Annotated in this window: 22 protein-coding genes; 17 read left to right on the top strand and 5 right to left on the bottom strand. The window is 68.7% G+C overall.

Annotated elements, in window-relative coordinates; genetic code table 11:
* Positions 1-73 precede the first annotated feature (73 nt).
* The gene (gene lexA / locus A4X17_RS04265) at positions 74-772 is read right to left on the bottom strand and encodes a transcriptional repressor LexA (protein WP_064294432.1); all 699 of its coding nucleotides are present in this window, start codon (positions 770-772) and stop codon (positions 74-76) included.
* A 271-nt stretch (positions 773-1,043) separates the two neighbouring features.
* Here lexA and A4X17_RS04260 point away from each other — a divergent pair, with 271 nt between their 5' ends.
* The 3 genes from A4X17_RS04260 (at position 1,044) to A4X17_RS04250 (ending at position 4,097) form a co-directional block, all read left to right on the top strand.
* The gene (locus A4X17_RS04260; protein ID WP_082915905.1) at positions 1,044-1,436 is read left to right on the top strand and encodes a LysM peptidoglycan-binding domain-containing protein; all 393 of its coding nucleotides are present in this window, start codon (positions 1,044-1,046) and stop codon (positions 1,434-1,436) included.
* Positions 1,437-1,525: 89 nt separating this feature from the next.
* On the top strand, positions 1,526-2,986 hold the full coding sequence (locus A4X17_RS04255) for an amino acid permease (protein ID WP_064294431.1): 1,461 nt from the start codon (positions 1,526-1,528) through the stop codon (positions 2,984-2,986).
* 31 nt (positions 2,987-3,017) lie between these two features.
* Positions 3,018-4,097, top strand: coding sequence for a histidinol-phosphate transaminase (locus A4X17_RS04250; protein WP_064294430.1), 1,080 nt, complete (start codon positions 3,018-3,020; stop codon positions 4,095-4,097).
* Between the two features lie 33 nt (positions 4,098-4,130).
* On the opposite strand, the gene sufU is transcribed toward A4X17_RS04250, so the two are convergent.
* On the bottom strand, positions 4,131-4,568 hold the full coding sequence (sufU, locus tag A4X17_RS04245; RefSeq protein WP_064294429.1) for a Fe-S cluster assembly sulfur transfer protein SufU: 438 nt from the start codon (positions 4,566-4,568) through the stop codon (positions 4,131-4,133).
* Positions 4,565-5,872: a SufS family cysteine desulfurase gene (locus tag A4X17_RS04240; protein WP_064294428.1), complete on the bottom strand. Its 1,308-nt coding sequence runs from the start codon at positions 5,870-5,872 to the stop codon at positions 4,565-4,567. The genes sufU and A4X17_RS04240 overlap by 4 nt, the downstream gene beginning before the upstream one ends.
* A gap of 110 nt (positions 5,873-5,982) precedes the next feature.
* Here A4X17_RS04240 and hisB point away from each other — a divergent pair, with 110 nt between their 5' ends.
* The 4 genes from hisB (at position 5,983) to A4X17_RS04220 (ending at position 8,866) form a co-directional block, all read left to right on the top strand.
* Complete coding sequence (gene hisB / locus A4X17_RS04235; RefSeq protein WP_064294427.1) at positions 5,983-6,591, top strand: imidazoleglycerol-phosphate dehydratase HisB; 609 nt, start codon at positions 5,983-5,985, stop codon at positions 6,589-6,591.
* Entirely contained in the window at positions 6,588-7,223 is a 636-nt protein-coding gene (hisH, locus tag A4X17_RS04230) for an imidazole glycerol phosphate synthase subunit HisH (protein ID WP_064294426.1), read from the top strand. The genes hisB and hisH overlap by 4 nt, the downstream gene beginning before the upstream one ends.
* An 85-nt stretch (positions 7,224-7,308) precedes the next feature.
* Positions 7,309-8,055 (top strand): bifunctional 1-(5-phosphoribosyl)-5-((5-phosphoribosylamino)methylideneamino)imidazole-4-carboxamide isomerase/phosphoribosylanthranilate isomerase PriA, encoded by a 747-nt coding sequence (priA, locus tag A4X17_RS04225; protein ID WP_064294425.1) that lies wholly within the window; start codon positions 7,309-7,311, stop codon positions 8,053-8,055.
* Complete coding sequence (locus A4X17_RS04220) at positions 8,039-8,866, top strand: SseB family protein (protein ID WP_064294424.1); 828 nt, start codon at positions 8,039-8,041, stop codon at positions 8,864-8,866. Before priA ends, A4X17_RS04220 begins: the two co-directional genes overlap by 17 nt.
* 27 nt (positions 8,867-8,893) lie before the next feature.
* Here A4X17_RS04220 and A4X17_RS04215 read toward each other — a convergent pair whose 3' ends face one another.
* Positions 8,894-9,265 (bottom strand): DUF1844 domain-containing protein, encoded by a 372-nt coding sequence (locus A4X17_RS04215; RefSeq protein WP_056012072.1) that lies wholly within the window; start codon positions 9,263-9,265, stop codon positions 8,894-8,896.
* Between the two features lie 230 nt (positions 9,266-9,495).
* Between A4X17_RS04215 and infC the strand changes: the two genes are divergently transcribed.
* The 10 genes from infC to pheT all read left to right on the top strand — a co-directional run bounded on the left by infC (position 9,496) and on the right by pheT (position 18,915).
* Positions 9,496-10,161 carry a translation initiation factor IF-3 gene (gene infC, locus A4X17_RS04210; protein ID WP_194719021.1) on the top strand — a complete coding sequence of 222 codons (666 nt, stop codon included), beginning with the start codon at positions 9,496-9,498 and terminating at the stop codon, positions 10,159-10,161.
* 15 nt (positions 10,162-10,176) lie between these two features.
* The gene (gene rpmI / locus A4X17_RS04205) at positions 10,177-10,371 is read left to right on the top strand and encodes a 50S ribosomal protein L35 (protein ID WP_056012069.1); all 195 of its coding nucleotides are present in this window, start codon (positions 10,177-10,179) and stop codon (positions 10,369-10,371) included.
* A 27-nt stretch (positions 10,372-10,398) separates the two neighbouring features.
* Positions 10,399-10,785 (top strand): 50S ribosomal protein L20, encoded by a 387-nt coding sequence (gene rplT / locus A4X17_RS04200; protein ID WP_064294422.1) that lies wholly within the window; start codon positions 10,399-10,401, stop codon positions 10,783-10,785.
* Positions 10,786-10,887: 102 nt separating this feature from the next.
* Positions 10,888-11,688: an RNA methyltransferase gene (locus A4X17_RS04195; RefSeq protein ID WP_064294421.1), complete on the top strand. Its 801-nt coding sequence runs from the start codon at positions 10,888-10,890 to the stop codon at positions 11,686-11,688.
* A gap of 221 nt (positions 11,689-11,909) precedes the next feature.
* A complete protein-coding gene (locus tag A4X17_RS04190; RefSeq protein WP_064294513.1) occupies positions 11,910-12,629 on the top strand; it encodes an amino acid ABC transporter ATP-binding protein in 720 nt (239 codons plus the stop codon).
* Positions 12,630-12,720: 91 nt separating this feature from the next.
* Positions 12,721-13,617 (top strand): glutamate ABC transporter substrate-binding protein, encoded by an 897-nt coding sequence (locus tag A4X17_RS04185; RefSeq protein ID WP_064294420.1) that lies wholly within the window; start codon positions 12,721-12,723, stop codon positions 13,615-13,617.
* 107 nt (positions 13,618-13,724) lie between these two features.
* Entirely contained in the window at positions 13,725-14,372 is a 648-nt protein-coding gene (locus A4X17_RS04180; RefSeq protein ID WP_056013357.1) for an amino acid ABC transporter permease, read from the top strand.
* A complete protein-coding gene (locus A4X17_RS04175) occupies positions 14,369-15,268 on the top strand; it encodes an amino acid ABC transporter permease (RefSeq protein WP_064294512.1) in 900 nt (299 codons plus the stop codon). The genes A4X17_RS04180 and A4X17_RS04175 overlap by 4 nt, the downstream gene beginning before the upstream one ends.
* A 90-nt stretch (positions 15,269-15,358) precedes the next feature.
* Positions 15,359-16,399 carry a phenylalanine--tRNA ligase subunit alpha gene (gene pheS, locus A4X17_RS04170; protein WP_064294511.1) on the top strand — a complete coding sequence of 347 codons (1,041 nt, stop codon included), beginning with the start codon at positions 15,359-15,361 and terminating at the stop codon, positions 16,397-16,399.
* 2 nt (positions 16,400-16,401) lie between these two features.
* On the top strand, positions 16,402-18,915 hold the full coding sequence (gene pheT, locus A4X17_RS04165; protein ID WP_064294419.1) for a phenylalanine--tRNA ligase subunit beta: 2,514 nt from the start codon (positions 16,402-16,404) through the stop codon (positions 18,913-18,915).
* A gap of 73 nt (positions 18,916-18,988) precedes the next feature.
* Here the strand turns inward: pheT and A4X17_RS04160 are convergent, their stop codons facing one another.
* Complete coding sequence (locus A4X17_RS04160; protein WP_064294418.1) at positions 18,989-20,548, bottom strand: UDP-N-acetylglucosamine 1-carboxyvinyltransferase; 1,560 nt, start codon at positions 20,546-20,548, stop codon at positions 18,989-18,991.
* Positions 20,549-20,561 lie beyond the last annotated feature (13 nt).

Here is a 20,561-nt window from a genome sequence, read left to right as displayed (position 1 = left end):
CGGCACGGACGAGGGCCGGCACGATCCACGGATCGTCCCGGCCCTCGTCGGTGTCGCGGAGTGGTCCGGTCGGTCAGACCGTCCGGAGCACGGCGACGACCTTGCCGAGGACCTCGGCGTGGTCGCCGAGGATCGGTTCGAAGGCCGAGTTCCGGGGGAGCAGCCAGGTGTGGCCGTCGCGCTGGCGGAACACCTTCACGGTCGCCTCCTCGTCGAGCATGGCCGCGACGATCTCGCCGTTCTCGGCGGTCTTCTGCTCGCGGATGACGACCCAGTCGCCGTCGCAGATCGCGGCGTCGACCATCGAGTCGCCGACGACCTTCAGCATGAACAGACTGCCCTTGCCGACCAGCTGACGCGGCAGGGGGAAGATCTCCTCGACCTGCTGCTCGGCCGTGATCGGGATGCCGGCGGCGATGCGACCGACGAGCGGGACCATGGCTGCGTCGCCGACCGGGGGAGCGGAGTCGGGGTCGCTGCCCTCGACGGCGCTCGGCAGGTCGATGAGCACCTCGATGGCGCGGGGACGGTTGGGATCGCGTCGGAGGTATCCGCTGAGTTCGAGCTGTCCGAGTTGGTGCGTGACACTCGACAGGGAGGCGAGCCCGACGGCGTCGCCGATCTCGCGCATGCTCGGCGGATAGCCACGCTGCGAGACCGAGCGCTGGATGACGTCGAGGATCGCCAGCTGCTTGTCGCTCAGGCTCTTCCGTCGCCGGGTGCCGCCGATCTGGCGCTCCCGGGCTCCGTCGCCCGTCGTGTTCGCTGCCATCTTCGCTCCTGCCCTGATCGGCTGTCGGTGACCGATGTCGGTGGGTGGTGGTGTACTGCTTCCAACACTCGAAACTGTATCCGCACCGGCTCGTCCAGACAAACATCTGTTCGAGCGTGTCGCCGATCCCGCGCGTCTCAGGTACGAAGACAGGGTTGAGTATTCGAACAATCGAAGATATATTCGGAACACAGGTTCGTATCCGACACTCCTGGCCGAGTGTCGGGTACGAGTCCTCATCACACGATGAGCACACTCTTGGAGGGTTGACATGAGCGCAGCACTGATCGGGTCCCACCGGGCGCTTCCCGCACGGACGGCGCAGACACCGACGTCAGACGCACCGTCTACACGCCGACTCCGCCTGACGAAGCGCGGTCGTGTCGTCTTCACCACGCTCGCCGCCATCCCGCTGGTCATCGGCGTCGCGGTCGTCGGACTCTCCGCAGGCGGTGCCGCGGCCAACACGGCGGCGGCGGGAGCCACGTTCACGTACATCACGGTCGACCCGGGCGAGTCGCTCTGGCAGCTGGCCGAGTCCATCGCACCCGACGCCGACCCGCGCGACGTCATCGCCGAGATCATGAACCTCAACCAGCTCAGCACCGCCGGTGTCGAGCCGGGGCAGCGCCTGGCGATCCCGCAGCGGTACGCGGCCGAGTAGGCCGACAATCGGCGGGTCACTCCGCGCTGGTTCTCAGCTATCGTCGATGACGCGGTGCAACGACGCCCGCAGCATCGTCGGAGGCAAGCATGAGTACAGACGATCGGAGCCGCTCGCTGCTCCGGAAGAAGCCGATCGCGGAGATCGAGGATGAGACCTCCGGCTCGAAGCTGTTCAAGAGTCTCGGTCTCTGGCAACTCACGGCCATCGGGGTCGGTGGCATCATCGGGGTGGGGATCTTCTCCCTCGCCGGACTCGTCGCTCATGGGAGCGAGACCTCGCCCGCTGTCGGGCCGGCGGTCCTCTTCTCCTTCCTGATCGCCGGTCTCGCCTCCGCGGCCGCGGCGTTGTCGTACGCGGAGTTCGCCGGCATGATCCCGAGAGCGGGGTCCGCCTACACCTACGGGTATGTGGCGCTCGGCGAGATCATCGGCTGGTTCATCGGCTGGGACCTGTTGCTCGAGTACATCGCGATCGTCGCGGTGGTCGCGATCGGGATCTCCGGCTACTTCGACGCCTTCCTGTCCGGCATCGGCATCCACATGCCGGACTGGATGACCTCGACCGCCGACGAGGGGAAGGGCGGCCTCGTCAACCTCCCCGCCATCTTCGTCTGTCTCCTCGTGACCTTCATCCTGAGCCGCGGGACGAAGGCCTTCGGTCGATTCGAGCTCGTCGCGGTCGGGATCAAGGTCCTGCTCATCCTGTTCATCATCGGCCTCGGTGTCTTCTACATCGACGGACAGAACTACGATCCGTTCCTCCCGAGCGGTTTCGGGCCGGTGTTCGCCGGTGCCGCGACGGTCTTCTTCGCGGTCTTCGGATACGACGCGATGAGCACGGCCGCCGAGGAGGCGAAGGACGGCAAGAAGCACATGCCGAAGGCGATCATCCTCTCCCTCATCATCGCGATGCTCCTGTACGTCGCGGCCACCCTCGTCCTGACCGGCATGCAGAACTACACCGACATCGACCCCACGGCCGGGTTCGCATCGGCGTTCCAGAGCGTCGGTCTGCCCGTGGTCGCGACGATCATCTCCGTCTTCGCCGTCCTGTCGATCCTCACCGTGATGCTGACGTTCCTGTTGGGCGTCACCCGCGTGTGGTTCTCGATGAGTCGCGACGGTCTCCTGCCGCGATGGTTCTCGCGCACGGACCGGCGAGGCGTGCCGCAGCGGGTGACCTGGATCGCCGGCGGCGCGGCAGCCGTCTTCGCCGGTGTGTTCCCGATCAAGCAGGTCGCCGACCTCACGAACATCGGCATCCTGGCCGCCTTCATCGTGGTCTGCGTGTCGGTGATCGTGTTCCGGTACACGAAGCCGGATGAGCCCCGCTCCTTCCGGTTGCCGTTGATGCCGTTCGTCCCGGCGTTCGGCGTCCTGGCGTCCGGCTTCCTGATCCTGCAGCTGCACTGGGAGACCTGGCTACGGTTCGGGGTCTGGCTCGTGATCGGTCTCATCGTCTACTTCGCCTACGGGCGACGCCACTCGCTGTTGAACCCGGCGAGCCCCCGCCACGAGGTCCTTCGTCGGGAGCGCCAGGCGGAGTGAGCGCGCCGGTCGGAGTGGCTAGCATTGTGGGGTGACCGCTCTCGACGACCTCCCCATCCGCGACGACCTCCGAGGACAGCGCCCGTACGGCGCTCCCCAGGCCCTGGTGCCGGTGGCGCTCAACGTCAACGAGAACACGCACCCCATCCCTGAAGCGGTCGCGCACGACATCGTCGCCTCGCTCGCGTCGGCGGTCCTCACAGTGAACCGGTACCCCGATCGCGAGTTCACGGAACTCCGGGAGGCGCTGGCGGGATACCTGGGCCACGGGGTGACCCCGGAGCAGATCTGGGCGGGGAACGGCTCGAACGAAGTGCTGCAGCACATCCTGCAGGCCTTCGGCGGTCCCGGGCGATCGCTCCTCGGGTTCACGCCGACGTACTCGATGTATCCGCTCCTGGCCGCCGGCGTCGGCACCAGGTGGATCCCCGCGACGCGTGACGCCGAGTTCGAGCTCTCGCCCGAGACCGCCGCGCGTCAGGTGGCCGAGGCGGATCCCGACCTCGTGTTCCTCTGCTCGCCGAACAACCCCACCGGGACACCGTTATCGCTCGAGACCGTCACCGCGGTGTACGAGGCGTCGCGGGGCATGGTGATCGTCGACGAAGCGTACGCGGAGTTCGCACCCGACGACGAGGCGAGCGCGCTCACCCTGCTGGAGGGGCGTCCGCGCCTGATCGTCTCCAGGACGATGAGCAAGGCCTTCGCCTTCGCCGGGGTCCGCCTCGGGTACCTCGCCGCCGACCCCGCGGTCGTCGACGCGCTGAGACTCGTCCGGCTCCCGTATCACCTGAGCGCCCTGACGCAGGCGGCCGCGACCGCCGCACTGCGGCACGCCGACGAGATGCTGGCGATGGTCGACGACATCCGGACCCAGCGCGATCGTCTCGTCGTCGAGCTCGCGCGTCTCGGCTACGACCCGAAGCGGAGCGGATCCAACTTCGTCCTGTTCGGCTGCGTCGCCGATCCGCACGCGGCGTTCGAGGCGCTCTTCGCGCGGGGGATCCTCATCCGCGACGTCGGCATCCCGAACCACCTGCGGGTCACCGCGGGCACCGAAGCGGAGACGACCGCGTTCCTCGAAGCCCTGGCGGCGATCAGCCCCGCCTGACCACGCCATCGGCGGGCGGAGGTGGCGCGCCGCTCACGGCAGGCGGGAGATGGCCTCCTCGGCCGCGACCCACGGCAGCATGGCGCACTTGACACGCGCGATGTAGCGCGAGACGCCACTGAACGCCGCGGCGTCTCCGAACCGTTCCTCGTCGAACTCGAGCGTGCCCCGCGAACGGATCACCGTGCGGAACTCGTCGATCAGAGCCTCGAGCTCGGCCGGGGTGAGGCCTGCCGCGAGGTCGCTCAAGCAGGAACTCGACGCCTGCGAGATCGAGCAGCCGTGCCCCTCCCAGGCGATCGGTGCGAGACGACCGTCGGGCCCGGGATGGAGCTGCAGGGTGACCTCGTCGCCGCAGGTGGGGTTGAGCTGATGCGACTCGGCGGCGGGCGCCTCCCGCAACCCGAAGCCGTGGCGCTGGCGGGCGTGGTCGAGGATGAGCTCCTGGTAGAGGCTCTCCAAGCCGCTCACCGGGACACCCCGAAGAACGGACCGACGAGGGTGGCCGCCTCGAGGAAGGCGTCGATCTCGGCCTCCGTCGTGTAGAGGTAGCTGCTGGCGCGGGTGGACGCGGTGAGCCCCAATCGGCGGTGGAGTGGTTGTGCGCAATGGTGACCGACGCGGACCGCGATGCCGCGATCGTCGAAGAACTGACCGACGTCGTGAGCGTGCACACCGGCGAGGTCGAAGCTCGCCAGCCCGGCGCGAGGTGTCCCGGGCGGCGGGCCGATGAGCGTGACGCCGGGGGTGGCGGCGAGTCCGGCCGCCAGTCGCTGCCCGTAGGCCGTCTCGGTGGCGTGGACACGGTCCATGCCGACCGTTTGCAGGAAACGGACGGCGCTCGCGAGGGCGATCGCCTGCGACACCGGCTGGGTCCCGGCCTCGAACCGTTGTGGGGCCGGCAGGAACTCCGCGCCCTCGAGCGTGACGGTCGTGATCATCGACCCGCCGGTGAGGAAGGGGGGAAGGGGGTCGAGCAACCGGCGGCGACCCCACAGGGCCCCGATGCCGTTCGGACCGAGCATCTTGTGACCGGAGAACACGAGGAAGTCGACGCCGAGGGACGCGACGTCGACGGGCAGGTGCGGCACGGACTGGCAGGCGTCGAGCACGGTCAATGCGCCGACGCGCTCGGCGAGGGCGACGAGCTCGGAGACCGGCGCGATCGCCCCGGTGACGTTGGACACGTGCGCGAAGGCGATGATTCGCGTGCGTTCGCCGATGATGTCGTCCACGGCGTCCAAGCGCAGCACGCCGTGGTCGTCGACCGGGAGGTGACGGAGGGTCGCACCGGTGCGCGCGGCGAGTTGCTGCCAGGGGATGAGGTTCGCGTGGTGTTCGAGTTCCGTGACGACGATCTCGTCGCCTGGACCGAGTCGGAACCGCTCGGCGGCAGCACCGCCGAGACCGGCGCTCGCGTTCCCGATGGCCCCGGCGATGAGGTTGAGGGCCGCGGTCGCGCCGGAGGTCCAGACGAGTTCCCGCTCGTCGGCACCGATGAACGCGGCGACGGTCGCGCGAGCGTCCTCGAAGAGCTCCGTCGCCTCGGCGGCCAGGAGGTGGGCTCCACGGTGGACGGCGGCGTTCCGATGCGTCGCGTAGTCGTGCTCCGCGTCGATGACCTCGATCGGACGTTGCGAGGTGGCGCCGGAGTCCAGATAGACGAGCGGGTGTCCGTTCATCTCCCGGGCGAGGATCGGGAACCGTTCACGGAGAGCGGCGATCTCCGCCTGGTCGAGTGGGACGGCCGGGGCGATGCTGGGTGTGGAAGTCATGACCTCTCAACGATAGGCGTCGGCAGAGCCCGGTGCAGCCGGATGACGCGACGATCCACACCTGTCGACACACGGCGTGCAGCTTCGGTGCGCTCGATACACTGGATCCCATGACCACCCAGCAGCGCACGGCCCGGATCCAGCGCGCGACGAGCGAATCCAGCATCGAGCTGGAACTGGACCTCGACGGCACCGGCACGAGCAGCATCGAGACCTCCGTCCCGTTCTACGACCACCTGCTCACGGCCTTCGCGAAGCACTCGCTGACCGACCTGACCGTCCGGGCGACGGGCGATGTCGACATCGACGTCCACCACACGGTCGAGGACGTCGGGATCGTCCTGGGCCAGGCGATCCGTCAGGCGCTCGGCGACAAGGCCGGCATCTCCCGGTACGGCGACGCACTGGTCCCGCTCGACGAGGCCCTCGTGCAGGCCGTCGTCGACATCTCCGGTCGTCCGTACCTCGTGCACGGCGGGGAACCGGCCGGATTCGAGTTCCACCTGATCGGTGGGCACTTCACGGGTTCGATGGTGCGTCACGTCTTCGAGGCGATCACCTTCAACGCGGGCCTCACCGTGCACGTGAACGTCCTCGGCGGACGCGATCCGCACCACATCGCCGAAGCGGAGTTCAAGGCGTTCGCGCGGGCCTTCCGGCAGGCGAAGGCGTTCGACCCGCTGGTCCAGGGCATCCCGTCGACGAAGGGCGCGTTGTGAGTGCACGCCCGTCGGTGGTCGTCCTCGACTACGGCTCCGGCAACGTGCACTCCGCCGTCAAGGCTCTCGAGCTCGCCGGCGCAGACGTCGTGCTGACGGGCGACCGTCAGGCGGCCCAGGCCGCCGACGGTCTCGTCGTGCCAGGGGTCGGTGCCTTCGACGCGGTGATCGGCGCACTCCGTTCCTCCCACGGCGACGAGGTCATCGACCGCCGTCTCGCGGGAGGGCGTCCGGTCCTCGGCATCTGCGTGGGGATGCAGGTCATGTTCGAGCGTGGCGTGGAGCGCGGGTCCGAGGCCGACGGTCTGGGGGAGTGGCCCGGTGCGGTCACGGAACTCGAAGCGCCCGTCCTGCCGCACATGGGCTGGAACACGGTGTCGCCGGACGCGGGGTCCATGCTCTTCGACGGCCTCGCCGACGAGCGCTTCTACTTCGTCCACTCCTATGCCGCACAGCAGTGGACCCTCGAGGTCATGCCGCCGTTCCCCGAGCCGCGCCTCACCTGGGCGACGCACGGCGTGCCGTTCCTCGCAGCCGTCGAGAACGGTCCGCTGTCGGCGACGCAGTTCCACCCGGAGAAGTCCGGCGACGCCGGTATCCGCCTGCTGTCCAACTGGCTCGGCACCCTGTAGCCGACTAGGATCAGGTGCTTGTGCCGCGAGGCATGCTGTGCGCCGGGAACCGAGGGGCTCGCAGCTCCCGAAGAGACGGTGGATCATGAACGAGTTCAACACGACGGCCGGACTGACGCTGCTCCCCGCGATCGACATCGTGGACGGCAAGGCCGTCCGGTTGACGCGCGGCGAGGCCGGTTCGGAGACGAACTACGGTGAGCCCGTCGACGCAGCCCTGGACTGGGCCCGTCAGGGAGCGGAGTGGATCCACCTCGTCGACCTCGACGCCGCGTTCGGTCGTGGCGACAACCGGTCGATCATCCGCAAGGTCATCTCGAAGGCGCGCGGCGTCAACATCGAGCTGTCGGGCGGCATCCGCGACGACGCCTCCCTCGAGCAGGCGCTCGAGACGGGCGTTGCGCGCGTCAACCTCGGGACCGCGGCGCTCGAGAACCCCGAGTGGGCCGCGAGCGTCATCGCCCAGTACGGCGAGGCGATCGCGGTCGGCCTCGACGTCCGTGGCACGACGCTCGCCGCTCGCGGCTGGACCCAGGACGCCGGCGACCTGTGGACGGTCCTCGACCGCCTCGAGGAGGCGGGCTGTGCACGCTACGTCGTGACGGACGTCACGAAGGACGGCACGATGCAGGGGCCGAACATCGACCTGCTCCGACAGGTGCTCGAGCGCACGGAGCGGCCGGTGGTGGCCTCCGGCGGCATCTCGAGCCTCGACGACCTGGTCGCGCTGCGCGAGTTGGTCCCCCTGGGGCTCGAGGGCGCCATCATCGGGAAGGCGCTCTACAACGGCGCGTTCACCCTGGCCGAGGCGCTGGATGTCTCGGGCCGCTGACGGATACTCGGCGCCCGACCGGCACGGTCCCTCAGGCGGGCATGCCCACCCGGCAGCAGGTGGTGCCGACTCGGCCGGCCAGCCCTGGGCGGGTCGGAGCTTCCAGCCGAACGCGAGTTCCGGTGACGACGGCAGTGCGCCCGAGCGGCTGATCGAGTCCCTGCGACGCTTCCGGGCCGGCGAGGTCGGCGAGGCCGAGGTCGTCGACGCGTTCCGGGACTCCCGCCTGCTCATCCCGCTCGTGGCCCACCTGGGTGAGGCCGGCGAGAACGAGCAGGGTCAGCTGGTCGACAAGTCGCAGGAGCTCTCCATCGTGACCGTGACGGGTCCGGACGGCCGCACCGTGCTCCCGGTCTTCAGCTCGGTGCAGGCGATGTCCGCGTGGAACCGGACGGCGAGGCCGATCCCTGCCGACGGCGTCCGGGTCGCCCTGGCGGCCGCGAGCGAGCAGACGGACGTCGTGGTCCTCGATCCGACGTCGAGCACCGAGTTCGCCGTACGCCGCCCCGCGCTGTGGGCGATCGCGCAGTCGCAGCCGTGGACGCCCAGCTTCGCGGACGCGCTGGTGCGCGACGCGTTCGAGCGGTCGATCGAGCAGGAGCTCGCCGTCGTGAGTGTGCGCCTGCGAGCCGGAGACCCGGAGGCGAAGCTCGCCGGGTCCGAGCTCGTGGTCGAGCTCGGCCTGCTGCAGGGGCTGACCCAGCAGGAGCTCGACGCGGTGCTGGCGCGGCTCGCTCAGCGCTGGGCCGCGGACGAGGTCATTGCGACGCGCGTCGACTCGCTCGCGGTGTCGCTCCGCCCCGCCGACTGATCGGCCAGGGGGAGCGCCGCGCTGCGATCAGGTGACCGGGCCGGTCCACTTCTCGCCGGGACCCTTGCCGATGGGATCCTGGATGGTGGACGCCTCCCGGAAGGCGAGCTGCAGGGATCGCAGGCCGTCGCGCAGCGAGCGGGCGTGCATGTCGCTGATCTCCGGGGCTCCCGCGGTGATGAGCCCGGCGAGGGCGTTGATGAGCTTGCGGGCCTCGTCGAGGTCCGTCTGGGCGTCGGGGGCGTCCGCAAGGCCGCACTTGACCGCTGCAGCGCTCATGAGATGCACGGCGGCGGTGGTGATGACCTCGACGGCGGGGACGTCGGCGATGTCCCGGGTGGCCTGATCGGCCCCTCCCGACTCGTCGTCGTGGTCGTACGGGCTGGTGGTGTTGTTCACGTGGATCCTCTGTTAGACTCGTGCGGTGCTCCGAGACATGTCTCGGTACGAAAGAGGAGATTCTCCCACCCGCGCTTGACCGCTTCACAAGGTTACCGGGTTGTCACGCTCCGCCTGTCGCTTCACCGCTTCGGGTAGCAGGGCGTGGTGCCTTCCGACAGGTGTTCTGAACACCGACGGAGGGTACGGGTGTGTGGTGAACCGATTTCGTCGCGTCGCAGGTATCGGACCTGGTCGCGTGGCATCCCACCCAGTCAGAGGAGCTCCGCATCAGCGATCCCCGTACCAATGACCGTATCCGCGTCCCGGAGGTCCGACTCGTCGGTCCCGGCGGAGAACAGGTCGGCGTCGTCAAAATCGAGGTCGCCCTTCGCCTCGCGCAGGAAGCGGATCTCGACCTCGTCGAGGTCGCACCCAACTCCAAGCCGCCCGTCGCGAAGATCATGGACTACGGCAAGTTCAAGTACGAGGCTGCGCAGAAGGCCAAAGAGGCCCGGCGCAACCAGGCGAACACGATCCTCAAAGAGGTCCGGTTCCGCCTCAAGATCGACCAGCACGACTACGAGACCAAGCGCAAGCGCGCCGAGGGCTTCCTCAAGGCCGGTGACAAGGTGAAAGCCATGATCCAGTTCCGCGGCCGCGAGCAGTCCCGCCCAGAGCAGGGCGTCCGCCTGCTCCAGAAGTTCGCCGAGGACGTGTCCGAGTGGGGCACCGTCGAGTCCACCCCCATGGTCGACGGTCGCAACATGGTGATGGTCGTCGGTCCACTCAAGAACAAGTCCGAGGCGAAAGCCGAAGCCAACGCACAACGTGCGGCATCCAAGGCACGTCCGGCTGAAGCCGACGAAGCCGACGAGGCTGCTCCGGTGGAGTCATCCACCGACGAGAACCGATAAGAAACGAGGAATCCCATGCCGAAGCAGAAGACCCACTCCGGGGCCAAGAAGCGATTCAAGGTCACCGGAAGCGGCAAGCTGATGAAGCAGCAGGCCGGTATGCGACACAACCTGGAGAGCAAGTCCAGCCGTCGCACCCGTCGCCTGAACCAGGACCAGGTGCTGGCGCCCGCCGACGCCAAGGTCATGAAGAAGCTGCTCGGTCGCTAGACCGTTTACCCGTAAGGAACTAGGAACATGGCAAGAGTCAAAAGGGCGGTCAACGCTCACAAGAAGCGTCGCGTCATCCTCGAGCGCGCCGCCGGTTACCGCGGTCAGCGTTCGCGTCTGTACCGCAAGGCCAAGGAGCAGGTCACTCACTCCCTCGTCTACTCGTACCGCGACCGTCGTGCGCGCAAGGGTGACTTCCGTCGCCTCTGGATCCAGCGCATCAACGCGGCTTCGCGTGCCAACGGCATGACGTACAACCGCTTCATCCAGGGTCTCGGCCTCGCCGGGATCGAGGTCGACCGCCGTATCCTCGCGGACCTCGCGGTGCACGAGCCCGCCACCTTCGCGGCCCTCGTCGCGTCGGCCAAGGCCGCGCTGCCCGCCGACACCTCGGCGCCCAAGGTCTCCGCCTAGTCGGAAGCCCTGCGTCCGACCGGACGACGTGTTCGAACGGCCCGATCCCACCGGGGATCGGGCCGTTTCGTCTGTCCGGAGTGCGACCCATAGGATGGGTGCGTGCTTGACAATCCGCGGTCACCGCGCGTCCGTTCCGTCGCCAAACTCGCCAAGCGTCCGGCGAGACAGGAGACCGGCCTGTTCCTCCTCGAAGGACCACAGGCGGTGTCGGAGGCCCTGCAGTTCCGGCCCGACCTGATCCTCGAGCTGTACGCGACGCCGACGGCCCTCGAGCGCTACACCGACATCGGGGCCGCGGCCACCGATGCGGGACTCGAGGTCGAGTTCGTCACCGAGCAGGTGCTCGAGTCGATGGCCGACACCGTCACCCCGCAGGGGTTCATCGCGGTCGCGCAGCAGTTCCCGACCTCCATCAAGGACATCTTCGCCGGGGAGCCGCAGCTGGTCGTCATCCTGGAGGAGGTCCGGGATCCGGGCAACCTCGGGACGATCATCCGAGCCGCCGACGCCGCCGGAGCGGACGCCGTCGTCCTGAGCGGACGGACCGTGGACCTCTACAACCCGAAGGTCGTGCGCTCCACGACCGGCTCGCTCTTCCACCTGCCCGTCGCGGTCGGTGTCGAGCTGCCCGCCGTGCTGGAACGGGCCCGTGCGGCGGGACTGCAGACGCTCGCGGCCGACATCAAGGGCGAGGACCTCCTCGTGGCCCGGTCGGAAGGCGTGCTCGCGAAGCCGACGGCATGGGTGTTCGGCAACGAGGCCAGGGGACTCACCGACGAGCACCTCGAGCTCGTCGACCGTGCGGTTACGGTACCGATCTACGGCCGTGCCGAGAGCATGAACCTGGCCACCGCGGCGTCGGTGTGCGTCTTCGAGAGCGCGTTCGCTCAGCACGCCTGAGCGCCTGAGGCGTCGACCGACGAGGTTACGAAACGGTAACCGTAGCGCTTCCGTCATGCGCACGAAACACACGGTCACCTAGTTTGGGTTACATGGAGCCAACAGTGTCCCCGAACTCCGGCCCGACGGAACCCGATGCAGCAGCCTCGCATGGTGCCGCCGGCGCATACGAGACCACGAGCAACCCGATCCAGGCAGGGCGCGGCGAGCCCCTCGTCGTCATGGAGAACGTCGAGAAGCACTACGGCGAGTTCCACGCCCTGAAGGACATCAACCTCACCGTCAACAAGGGCGAGGTCGTCGTCGTGATCGGACCGTCCGGGTCCGGCAAGTCGACCCTCTGCCGGACGATCAACCGGCTCGAGACGATCAGCTCGGGGGAGATCCGGATCGACGGCAAGAAGCTGCCGGAGGAGGGCAAGCAGCTCGCCGAGCTGCGCGCCGACGTCGGCATGGTGTTCCAGTCGTTCAACCTGTTCGCGCACAAGACGATTCGCGAGAACGTCACCCTCGGCCCGATCAAGGTGCGCAAGCAGAAGAAGCGCGACGCCGACGATGCGGCGAAGGTGCTGCTCGAGCGCGTCGGCATCGGCGTACAGGCCGACAAGCTGCCGGCACAGTTGTCCGGCGGGCAGCAGCAGCGCGTGGCGATCGCCCGCGCCCTCGCGATGAAGCCGAAGGTCATGCTGTTCGACGAACCGACCTCGGCCCTCGACCCCGAGATGATCAACGAGGTCCTCGACGTCATGGTGCAGCTCGCCGGTGAGGGCATGACCATGATCGTCGTCACCCACGAGATGGGCTTCGCCAGGAAGGCCGCCGATCGCGTCGTCTTCATGGCCGATGGAGAGATCCTCGAGGACACCGACCCCGAGTCGTTCTTCACGAACCCGCAGTCCGAGCGGGCGAAGGACTTCCTGTCGAAGCTCCTCACCCACTGACCCATCCGACTCCGGATCGCGCGACCCGCGCGGCGACCCGGAACTGACCAACCGATCGGCCCGTCCCGGGCACCAAGGAAGGAAGGAAAACATGCGCAAGAGGCTCATGTTCATCACCGCGGGAGTCGCTGCAGCAGCGCTCGCGCTCAGCGGGTGCAGCGGCGGCGACGCCGGCACCGGATCGACCGACGGCGCGTCCGACGGCGGCGCACTCTTCGAGGTCGCCACCGACGTCCAGCTCGAGGGCAGCCCCACGTACGACGCGATGGTGAAGGCCGACAAGGTCCGCATCGGCGTCAAGGAGGACCAGCCCGGTCTCGGTTACCTCGACGCCGCCACCGGCGAGCGTTCCGGCTTCGACGTCGAGATGGCCACCTGGATCGCCGCGTCGCTCGGCTTCGACGCCGACAAGATCGAGTTCAAGGCGATCCCGAGCGCCAACCGCGAGTCGGCCATCGTGAACGGTGACATCGACTACTACGTCGGCACCTACTCGATCACCGACAAGCGCAAGGAGCAGATCGACTTCGCCGGACCGTACTTCGAGACCGGCCAGGGCCTGCTCGTCGCCGCGGACAACGACGACATCAAGGGGGAGGACGACCTCGCCGGTAAGACCGTGTGTTCGGCGACGGGCTCGACGCCCATCCAGAACATCAAGGACAACTTCCCCGACACCAAGACGGAGGAGTTCGACACCTACTCGCAGTGTGTCGAGGCCCTGAACGACGGCAAGGTCGACGCGGTCACGACCGACCAGGCGATCCTGATCGGGTATGCGGCGCAGTTCCCCGACGAGCTCAAGGTCGTGGGCGAGCCGTTCAGCACCGAGCTGTACGGCATCGGTCTGCCGAAGGGTGACGACGCCCTCCGCCACTTCATCAACACGATGTTCACCGATGGCGGCGACACCTGGACCAAGATCTACGACGCCACCCTCGGCGCCTCCGGCACCAAGGTGACCCAGCCGGCGGTCGACGACTACTAAGCAGCGCCCCGGGCGGCCGCCGACCAGCGGCCGTCCGGGGGAGCTGTCCCGTCGACTCCGCCCAGGCGCCCGCCACGGGCGTCCCCCTCCCGAAAGGCGTGCGCGACATGAACGTCCTGCTCGACAACCTCGACCTCTTCGTCACGGGCTTCCGCAACACCCTGCTGCTCTTCGTGGTGTCGGGGTTCTTCGCGCTCGTCCTCGGCACCATCGTCGGTGCCATGCGGGTCTCGCCGGTCCCGGCGATGCGCCTCTTCGGCACCGTGTACGTCAACACGGTGCGCAACACCCCGCTGACCCTCATCCTCTTCTTCTTCGCGTTCGGCTACCCGAAGCTCGGGCTCCCCGAAGTGAGCTACACGACGCTCGCGATCATCGGGCTGAGCCTCTACACCGCGACCTACGTCGCGGAGGTCCTGCGGTCCGGCGTCAACACGGTGCCGATCGGGCAGGCCGAGGCCGCACGCGCGATCGGGCTGCCGTTCGGACAGACCATGACGCTCGTCATCCTGCCGCAGGCGTTCCGTGCCGTCCTGCCACCGCTGTTCAGCGTGCTGATCGCCCTGCTCAAGAACACGACGGTCGCCGCCGGCTTCTCCGTCGCCGAAGCGGGCGCGATCCGCGCGAACCTGTCCGAGCGCGGCGAGCCGCTCCTCATCGGACTGCTGTGGGTGGCCCTCATCTTCGTGGCCCTCGTGTCGCTCCTGTCCCTCGCCCAACGGGCCTTCGAGAAGAAGTGGAGGATCGCGCGATGAGCTCCGTCCTGTTCGACACCCCCGGCCCGAAGGCCATCGTCCGCTATCGCTGGATCGGTGCGGCGACGGTGCTCGTCGTCGCCGGCATCCTCGCCTTCGTCGTCTTCCGCTTCATCGAGACCGGACAGTTCACCGCCTCGAAGTGGAAGCTCTTCACCTTCCCGCGCGTCTGGGAGCAGATCCTCCAGGCGACGGGCGCGACCCTGTCCGCGTTCGCGGTCGCCGCCGTCTGCAGCGTCGTCCTCGGGCTGGTGCTGGCGATCGGCCGACTGTCCGACCACAAGGTCATCAACGTCCCCTTCACGATCTTCATCGAGTTCTTCCGGGCGGTCCCGGTCCTCATCCTGATGATGCTCATGTACTACGGGCTGCCGCCCCTCGGCTTCACCTTCGTGACGCCGTTCGTCGCCGTCGCCGTCGCGCTGACGCTGTACAACGGCGCGGTGTTCTCCGAGATCTTCCGAGCGGGCATCGAGTCCCTTCCGAAGGGACAGGGCGAGGCCGCCTACGCCATCGGCCTGCGCAAGTCCGCGGTCCTGCGCCTCATCCTGTTCCCGCAGGCGATCCGTGCGATGCTGCCGGTGATCATCGCCCAGCTCGTCGTCGCGCTCAAGGACACCGCGCTCGGCTTCCTGATCACCTACCAGGAGCTCCTCTACCTCGCGAAGCAGTTCGGGTCGCAGGCGCTCTACGGCAGCCCGATCATCCCCTCGATCATCGTGATGGGTTCGATCTACATCGTGCTCTGCCTGATCCTGTCGGGCGTGGCGAAGATCGTCGAGGTGCGCACCCGACGGTCGCCGCGGACGCCGAAGGAACAGGCCGTGACCGAGGACACGACGACGAAGATCCTCGGCATCCAGGCGGGGAACCAGTCGTCCGGCGCGAGCATCTGACGTCGTCCCGACGGCGACCGGTCGACCGGTCGCCGTCGGGACGAGGACGGTCGCCCATGCGGGCCGACCGCCTGGGTAGACTTGGCTCTCGTGTCCGACGCATCCCCAATCTCCGAACCAGCGGTGAACGCCGCGGTCGACGCCGCTCTCGAAGCGATCGCCGCAGCCACCGACTCGGCCGCCCTGAAAGCGGTCCGATCAGCCCACGCCGGCGAAGCGTCACCGCTCGCCGCCCTCAACGGATCGCTCCGCAGCGTGCCGAACGACCAGAAGGCCGCGCTCGGCAAGCTGGTCGGTCAGGCTCGCGGGCGCGTCTCGAAGGCGTTGAGCGAGCGCGAGGGCGAGATCGTCGCCGCCGAGACGGAGGCACGCCTCGCCGCCGAGGCGATCGACGTCACCGCCGTTCCGCTGCGTCGCGTGCCCGGTGCCCGGCACCCGCTCACGCTCCTCCAGGACCGCGTGTCCGACATCTTCGTCGGCATGGGGTGGGAGATCGCCGAGGGCCCCGAGGTCGAGAGCGAGTGGTTCAACTTCGACGCCCTGAACTTCGACGCCGACCACCCGGCCCGTGCGATGCAGGACACCTTCTTCGTGGAGCCGCTGGAGTCGCACCTCGTCCTGCGGACGCACACCTCGCCGGTCCAGGTGCGCTCGCTGCTCGAGCGCGAGCTCCCCGTGTACGTGCTCGCCCCCGGGCGCGTGTACCGCACCGACGAGCTCGACGCGACCCACACGCCCGTCTTCATGCAGTTCGAGGGTCTCGCCGTCGACAAGGGCCTGACGATGGCGCACCTGCGCGGAACGCTCGACCACTTCGTGAAGAGCGTCTTCGGCGACGACGCGAAGGTCCGCCTGCGTCCCAGCTACTTCCCCTTCACCGAGCCGAGCGCCGAGCTCGACTTCTGGCACCCGACCTTCAAGGACGGACCGCGTTGGATCGAGTGGGGTGGGTGCGGCATGATCAACCCGAACGTGCTCCGGTCGGCCGGTATCGACCCCGAGGTCTACTCGGGCTTCGCCTTCGGGATGGGTGTCGAGCGCGGTCTGATGCTGCGCGACGGCGTGCAGGACATGCGAGAGATGGTGGAGGGCGACGTCCGCTTCTCCCAGCAGTTCGGGATGGTGGTGTAGTCGTGCGTGTTCCATTGAGCTGGCTCGGGGAGTTCGTCGAACTCGCCCCGGGGACCACCCCTGAAGACGTTCACGCTGCGCTCGTGCGCGTCGGACTCGAGGAGGAGGACGTCCACCGCTTCGAGCTGACGGGTCCCATCGTGGTCGGCGAGGTCCTCGAGTTCGTCGAGGAGCCGCAGTCCAACGGCAAGACCATCCGCTGGTGCCAGGTCCGCGTCGCCGAGGGTGACGCCGAGGGGGCCGTGCGCGGCATCGTCTGCGGCGCCGGCAACTTCTTCGTCGGCGACCAGGTGGTCGTCACCCTGCCCGGCGCCGTCCTGCCCGGTCCGTTCCCGATCGCCGCTCGCAAGACCTACGGCCACGTGTCCGACGGCATGATCGCCTCGGCTCGCGAGCTCGGTCTCGGTGAGGACCACGACGGGATCCTGCGCCTCTCGACGATCGGGGTCGAGGCGCCTGTCGGCACCGACGCGATCAGCCTGCTCGGTCTGGACGACGCTGCAGTCGAGCTCAACGTGACGCCCGATCGCGGCTACGCGTTCTCGATCCGAGGGGTCGCACGCGAGTACTCCCACGCGACCGGTGCGGCCTTCCGCGACCCGGCCGGGAGCGTCCCCGAGGCGTTCACCGGCCCACTCGACGGCTTCCCCGTCACGATCGAGGATGCAGCGCCGATCCGCGGTCGCGTCGGGTCGAGCGTCTTCGTCACGCGCGTCGTGCGTGACGTCGACCCGACGAAGCCCACCCCGCCGTGGATGGTGGCCCGGTTGAAGCTCGCGGGCATCCGCTCGCTGTCGCTCGTCGTGGACATCACGAACTACGTCATGCTCGAGCTCGGGCAGCCGATCCACGGGTACGACCTCGACAAGCTCACGGGCGGCATCGTCGTCCGGCGCGCGCGGTCCGGCGAGACCTTCGTCACGCTCGACGGCCAGGAGCGCAAGCTCCACGACGAGGATCTGCTGATCACCGACGACTCGGGCCCGATCGGGCTCGCCGGCGTGATGGGTGGCCTCGACACCGAGATCACCGATGACACGCGCAACGTCCTCATCGAGGCCGCGAACTTCGACCAGGTGTCCATCGCGCGGAGCGCGCGTCGTCACAAGCTGCCGAGCGAGGCGTCCAAGCGGTTCGAGCGTGGTGTCGATCCTCGGATCGCCGTCGCGGCCGCCGGTCGCGTCGCGCAGCTGCTGGTCGACCTGGCGGGTGGCCGGACGGACGACCTCGGCTCCACCGTCACCGCGGCGACGGATCGCGAGCCGATCCTGCTCCCCGACGACTACATCAACGGCCTCATCGGCGTCACGTTCGGAGCCGACGAGACGCGATCCGCGCTCGCTGAGATCGGCGCGGCCGTCGAGACGACCGACGGCGGCCTGCTCGTGACGCCACCGAGCTGGCGCCACGACATCACCGGCAAGGAGGACCTCGCCGAGGAGGTGGCGCGGATCCTCGGCTACGACCGCATCCCGTCGCTGCTCCCCGTCGCGCCTCCGGGACGCGGGCTCTCTCGCTCGCAGCGGCTGCGCCGCGGGGTCTCCGATGCGCTCGCCTACGGCGGCGCCACCGAGGTGTTGGCCTACCCGTTCGTCTCCGCCGAGGAGAACGCGCGGTTCGGCGCACCGCAACCAGGTGAGTTCCCGGCCGTGAAGCTCGCGAACCCGCTCGACGCGAAGGCCCCCTTCCTCCGCGCGTCGATCCTGCCCGGTCTCCTCGCGGTGGCCCACCGGAACGTCTCGCGTGGTCTGACCGACCTCTCGATCTTCGAGGTCGGCGCGGTGTTCCGTCCGTCCCGTCACGGTGCGTTCGGCCAGGCCGAACTCCCGCAGGCGGCGGTCCGTCCGAGCGAGGCCCAGCTCGAGGAGCTCGAGGCGGGTGTCCCGGCTCAGCCGCGTCATCTCGGCTTCCTCGCGGTCGGCAACGCCGTCCCGAAGCAGCCGGGCCAGCCCGCCGTCGCGGCCGGTATCGCCGACGCGCTCGAGGCCGTCCAGGCCGTCGCGGTGGCGACCGGCGTCGACATCACCGTCTCGCAGGGCAGCCACCAGGCACTGCACCCCGGACGGACCGCGGCCTTGCACGTCGGCGACGTCCTGGTGGGGTATGCGGGGGAGGTGCACCCGGCCGTCGCCGAGGAGGCGAACCTGCCGCGCGTCGTGGCGGTCGCGGAACTCGACCTGGATCGCATCATCGCGCTCGGCGACGCACTGCCCGAGGCCGTCGGCATCGGCACCCTGCCTGCGGCGACGCAGGACCTCTCGCTGCTCGTCCCCGCGACGGTCGCAGCGGGTGAGGTCCTCGACGCCGTCCGCGTCGGCGCCGGTTCGCTGCTCGAGCACATCCGCCTCGTCGACGACTACCGCGGCTCGGGTGTCCCCGAGGGCGGCAAGAGCCTGACCTTCGCCCTGCGGTTCCGGGCTCCGGACCGCACGCTCACCGCGGCGGAGGCGAGCGACGCGAAGCTCGCCGGCGCGGCAGTGGCGGCCGAGCGTTTCGGCGCGAGCATCCGGGACTGAGCCGGTCGTACCGGACGACAGCGGCCCCGCGGATCGACGATCTGCGGGGCCGCGTCCGTCTGGCGGGACGAACTCAGTCGCGGAAGGTCTCGATCGACGCACCCAGAGTGATGAGCCGCTCCTGCAGCTGCTCATACCCGCGAGCGATGATGTCGACGTTGCGGAGCACGCTCGTACCCTTCGCGGCGAGCATGGCGAGCAGGATGACGACGGCCGGTCGCAGCGCGGGAGGGCAGCTCACCTCGGCGCCGGACCAGTGCGTCGGCCCGGAGACGTCGATGCGGTGCGGGTCGCGCAGACGGACGTTGGCGCCGAGCCGCGTCAGGTCGGTGAGGTGGATCGCCCTGCCCTCGTACACCCAGTCGTGGATGAGCGTGTCGCCCTCGGCGCAGGCCGCGATGACCGCGAAGAACGGGAGGTTGTCGATGTTCAGCCCTGGGAACGGCATGGGGTGGATCTTGTCGATCGGGGCGTGCAGCTTCGAGGGGTGCACGGTGACGTCGACGAGTCGGGTCCGACCGTTCGCCGCCGCGTACTCGGGGGAGCGGGTGTAGCGCAGTCCCATCTCGCCGAGCGTCGCGAGCTCGATCTCCATGAACTCGATCGGCACGCGAGTGACGGTGATCTCCGAGTCGGTGACGATCCCCGCGGTGAGCAGACTCATCGCCTCCACCGGGTCCTCACTCGGCCAGTAGTCCACGTCCTCGTTGATGACGCTGCGGCCGGTGATCCGGAGCGTCGTGCTCCCGATGCCCTCGATGGTGATGCCGAGGAGCTCCAGGTAGAAGCACAGGTCCTGCACCATGTAGTTCGGGCTGGCGTTGCGGATGATCGTCACGCCGTCGCGCACCGCGGCGGCCATGATGGCGTTCTCGGTCACGGTGTCGCCCCGCTCGGTGAGCACGACGCTCAGCTCCTCGGGCACGTCGGGGGCGACGGTGGCCTGGTACCAGCCGGCGGTCGCCTCGATGGACAGGCCGAACGGCCGGAGCGCGATGAGGTGCGGTTCGACGGTGCGGGTCCCGAGGTCGCAACCACCGGCGTAGGGGAGGGCGAAGGTGTCGTAGCGGCCGAGCAGCGGACCGAGGAACATCAGCACACTGCGGGTCCGGCGACCGGCGTCCTCGTCGATGCTCTCGAGCGAGAGGTCGTCCGGGACGTGGATCTCGACGTCCTGGCCGTCGGGCGACCAGACCACCGAGACGCCCAGGCTGCGCAGGACGTCGATGATGCGGTCGACCTCGACGATCCGGGCGATGCCGTGCAGCGTGGTGCGGCCGCGGTTCATGAGTGCGGCGCACAGGAGCGCGACCGAGGCGTTCTTGCTCGAACGCACCGCGATCGTCCCGTGCAGCTGTCGGCCGCCCTGGACACGGAGGTGCGAGTTCTTCTTCTGTTCGCCGAAACTGACGATCTCGCTCTCGAGCGCGGTGCTGATCCGGCTCAGGAGGTCGATGCTGATGTTCTGACTACCCTGCTCGATCCGGTTGATCGCGCTCTGGCTCGTGCCGACGCGTTCCGCCAGCTGGGCCTGGGTGAGTTTGCGTCCCTGTCGGGCGCCGCGGATGAGTGCTCCGACCTGCCGGAGCGGTGCCGCAGGGTCCGTTCGTTCAAACGTTGCCGTGTCTTCCATGTCGTCACTCTAT

Origin of the sequence: Plantibacter sp. H53, assembly GCF_001650455.1 — a bacterium.
Lineage (GTDB): Bacteria > Actinomycetota > Actinomycetes > Actinomycetales > Microbacteriaceae > Plantibacter > Plantibacter flavus_A.
This window is presented reverse-complemented; position numbering and strand designations above follow the sequence as displayed.

What these genes read in the sequence shown, in the direction of transcription:
- lexA (WP_064294432.1), bottom strand. Translation starts at nt 772, where the DNA reads ATGGCAGCGAACACGACGGGCGACGGAGCCCGGGAGCGCCAGATCGGC.
- A4X17_RS04260 (WP_082915905.1), top strand. Translation starts at nt 1,044, where the DNA reads ATGAGCGCAGCACTGATCGGGTCCCACCGGGCGCTTCCCGCACGGACG.
- A4X17_RS04255 (WP_064294431.1), top strand. Translation starts at nt 1,526, where the DNA reads ATGAGTACAGACGATCGGAGCCGCTCGCTGCTCCGGAAGAAGCCGATC.
- A4X17_RS04240 (WP_064294428.1), bottom strand. Translation starts at nt 5,872, where the DNA reads ATGACTTCCACACCCAGCATCGCCCCGGCCGTCCCACTCGACCAGGCG.
- hisB (WP_064294427.1), top strand. Translation starts at nt 5,983, where the DNA reads ATGACCACCCAGCAGCGCACGGCCCGGATCCAGCGCGCGACGAGCGAA.
- priA (WP_064294425.1), top strand. Translation starts at nt 7,309, where the DNA reads ATGAACGAGTTCAACACGACGGCCGGACTGACGCTGCTCCCCGCGATC.
- A4X17_RS04220 (WP_064294424.1), top strand. Translation starts at nt 8,039, where the DNA reads ATGTCTCGGGCCGCTGACGGATACTCGGCGCCCGACCGGCACGGTCCC.
- rpmI (WP_056012069.1), top strand. Translation starts at nt 10,177, where the DNA reads ATGCCGAAGCAGAAGACCCACTCCGGGGCCAAGAAGCGATTCAAGGTC.
- rplT (WP_064294422.1), top strand. Translation starts at nt 10,399, where the DNA reads ATGGCAAGAGTCAAAAGGGCGGTCAACGCTCACAAGAAGCGTCGCGTC.
- A4X17_RS04190 (WP_064294513.1), top strand. Translation starts at nt 11,910, where the DNA reads ATGGAGAACGTCGAGAAGCACTACGGCGAGTTCCACGCCCTGAAGGAC.
- A4X17_RS04185 (WP_064294420.1), top strand. Translation starts at nt 12,721, where the DNA reads ATGCGCAAGAGGCTCATGTTCATCACCGCGGGAGTCGCTGCAGCAGCG.
- A4X17_RS04180 (WP_056013357.1), top strand. Translation starts at nt 13,725, where the DNA reads ATGAACGTCCTGCTCGACAACCTCGACCTCTTCGTCACGGGCTTCCGC.
- A4X17_RS04175 (WP_064294512.1), top strand. Translation starts at nt 14,369, where the DNA reads ATGAGCTCCGTCCTGTTCGACACCCCCGGCCCGAAGGCCATCGTCCGC.
- A4X17_RS04160 (WP_064294418.1), bottom strand. Translation starts at nt 20,548, where the DNA reads ATGGAAGACACGGCAACGTTTGAACGAACGGACCCTGCGGCACCGCTC.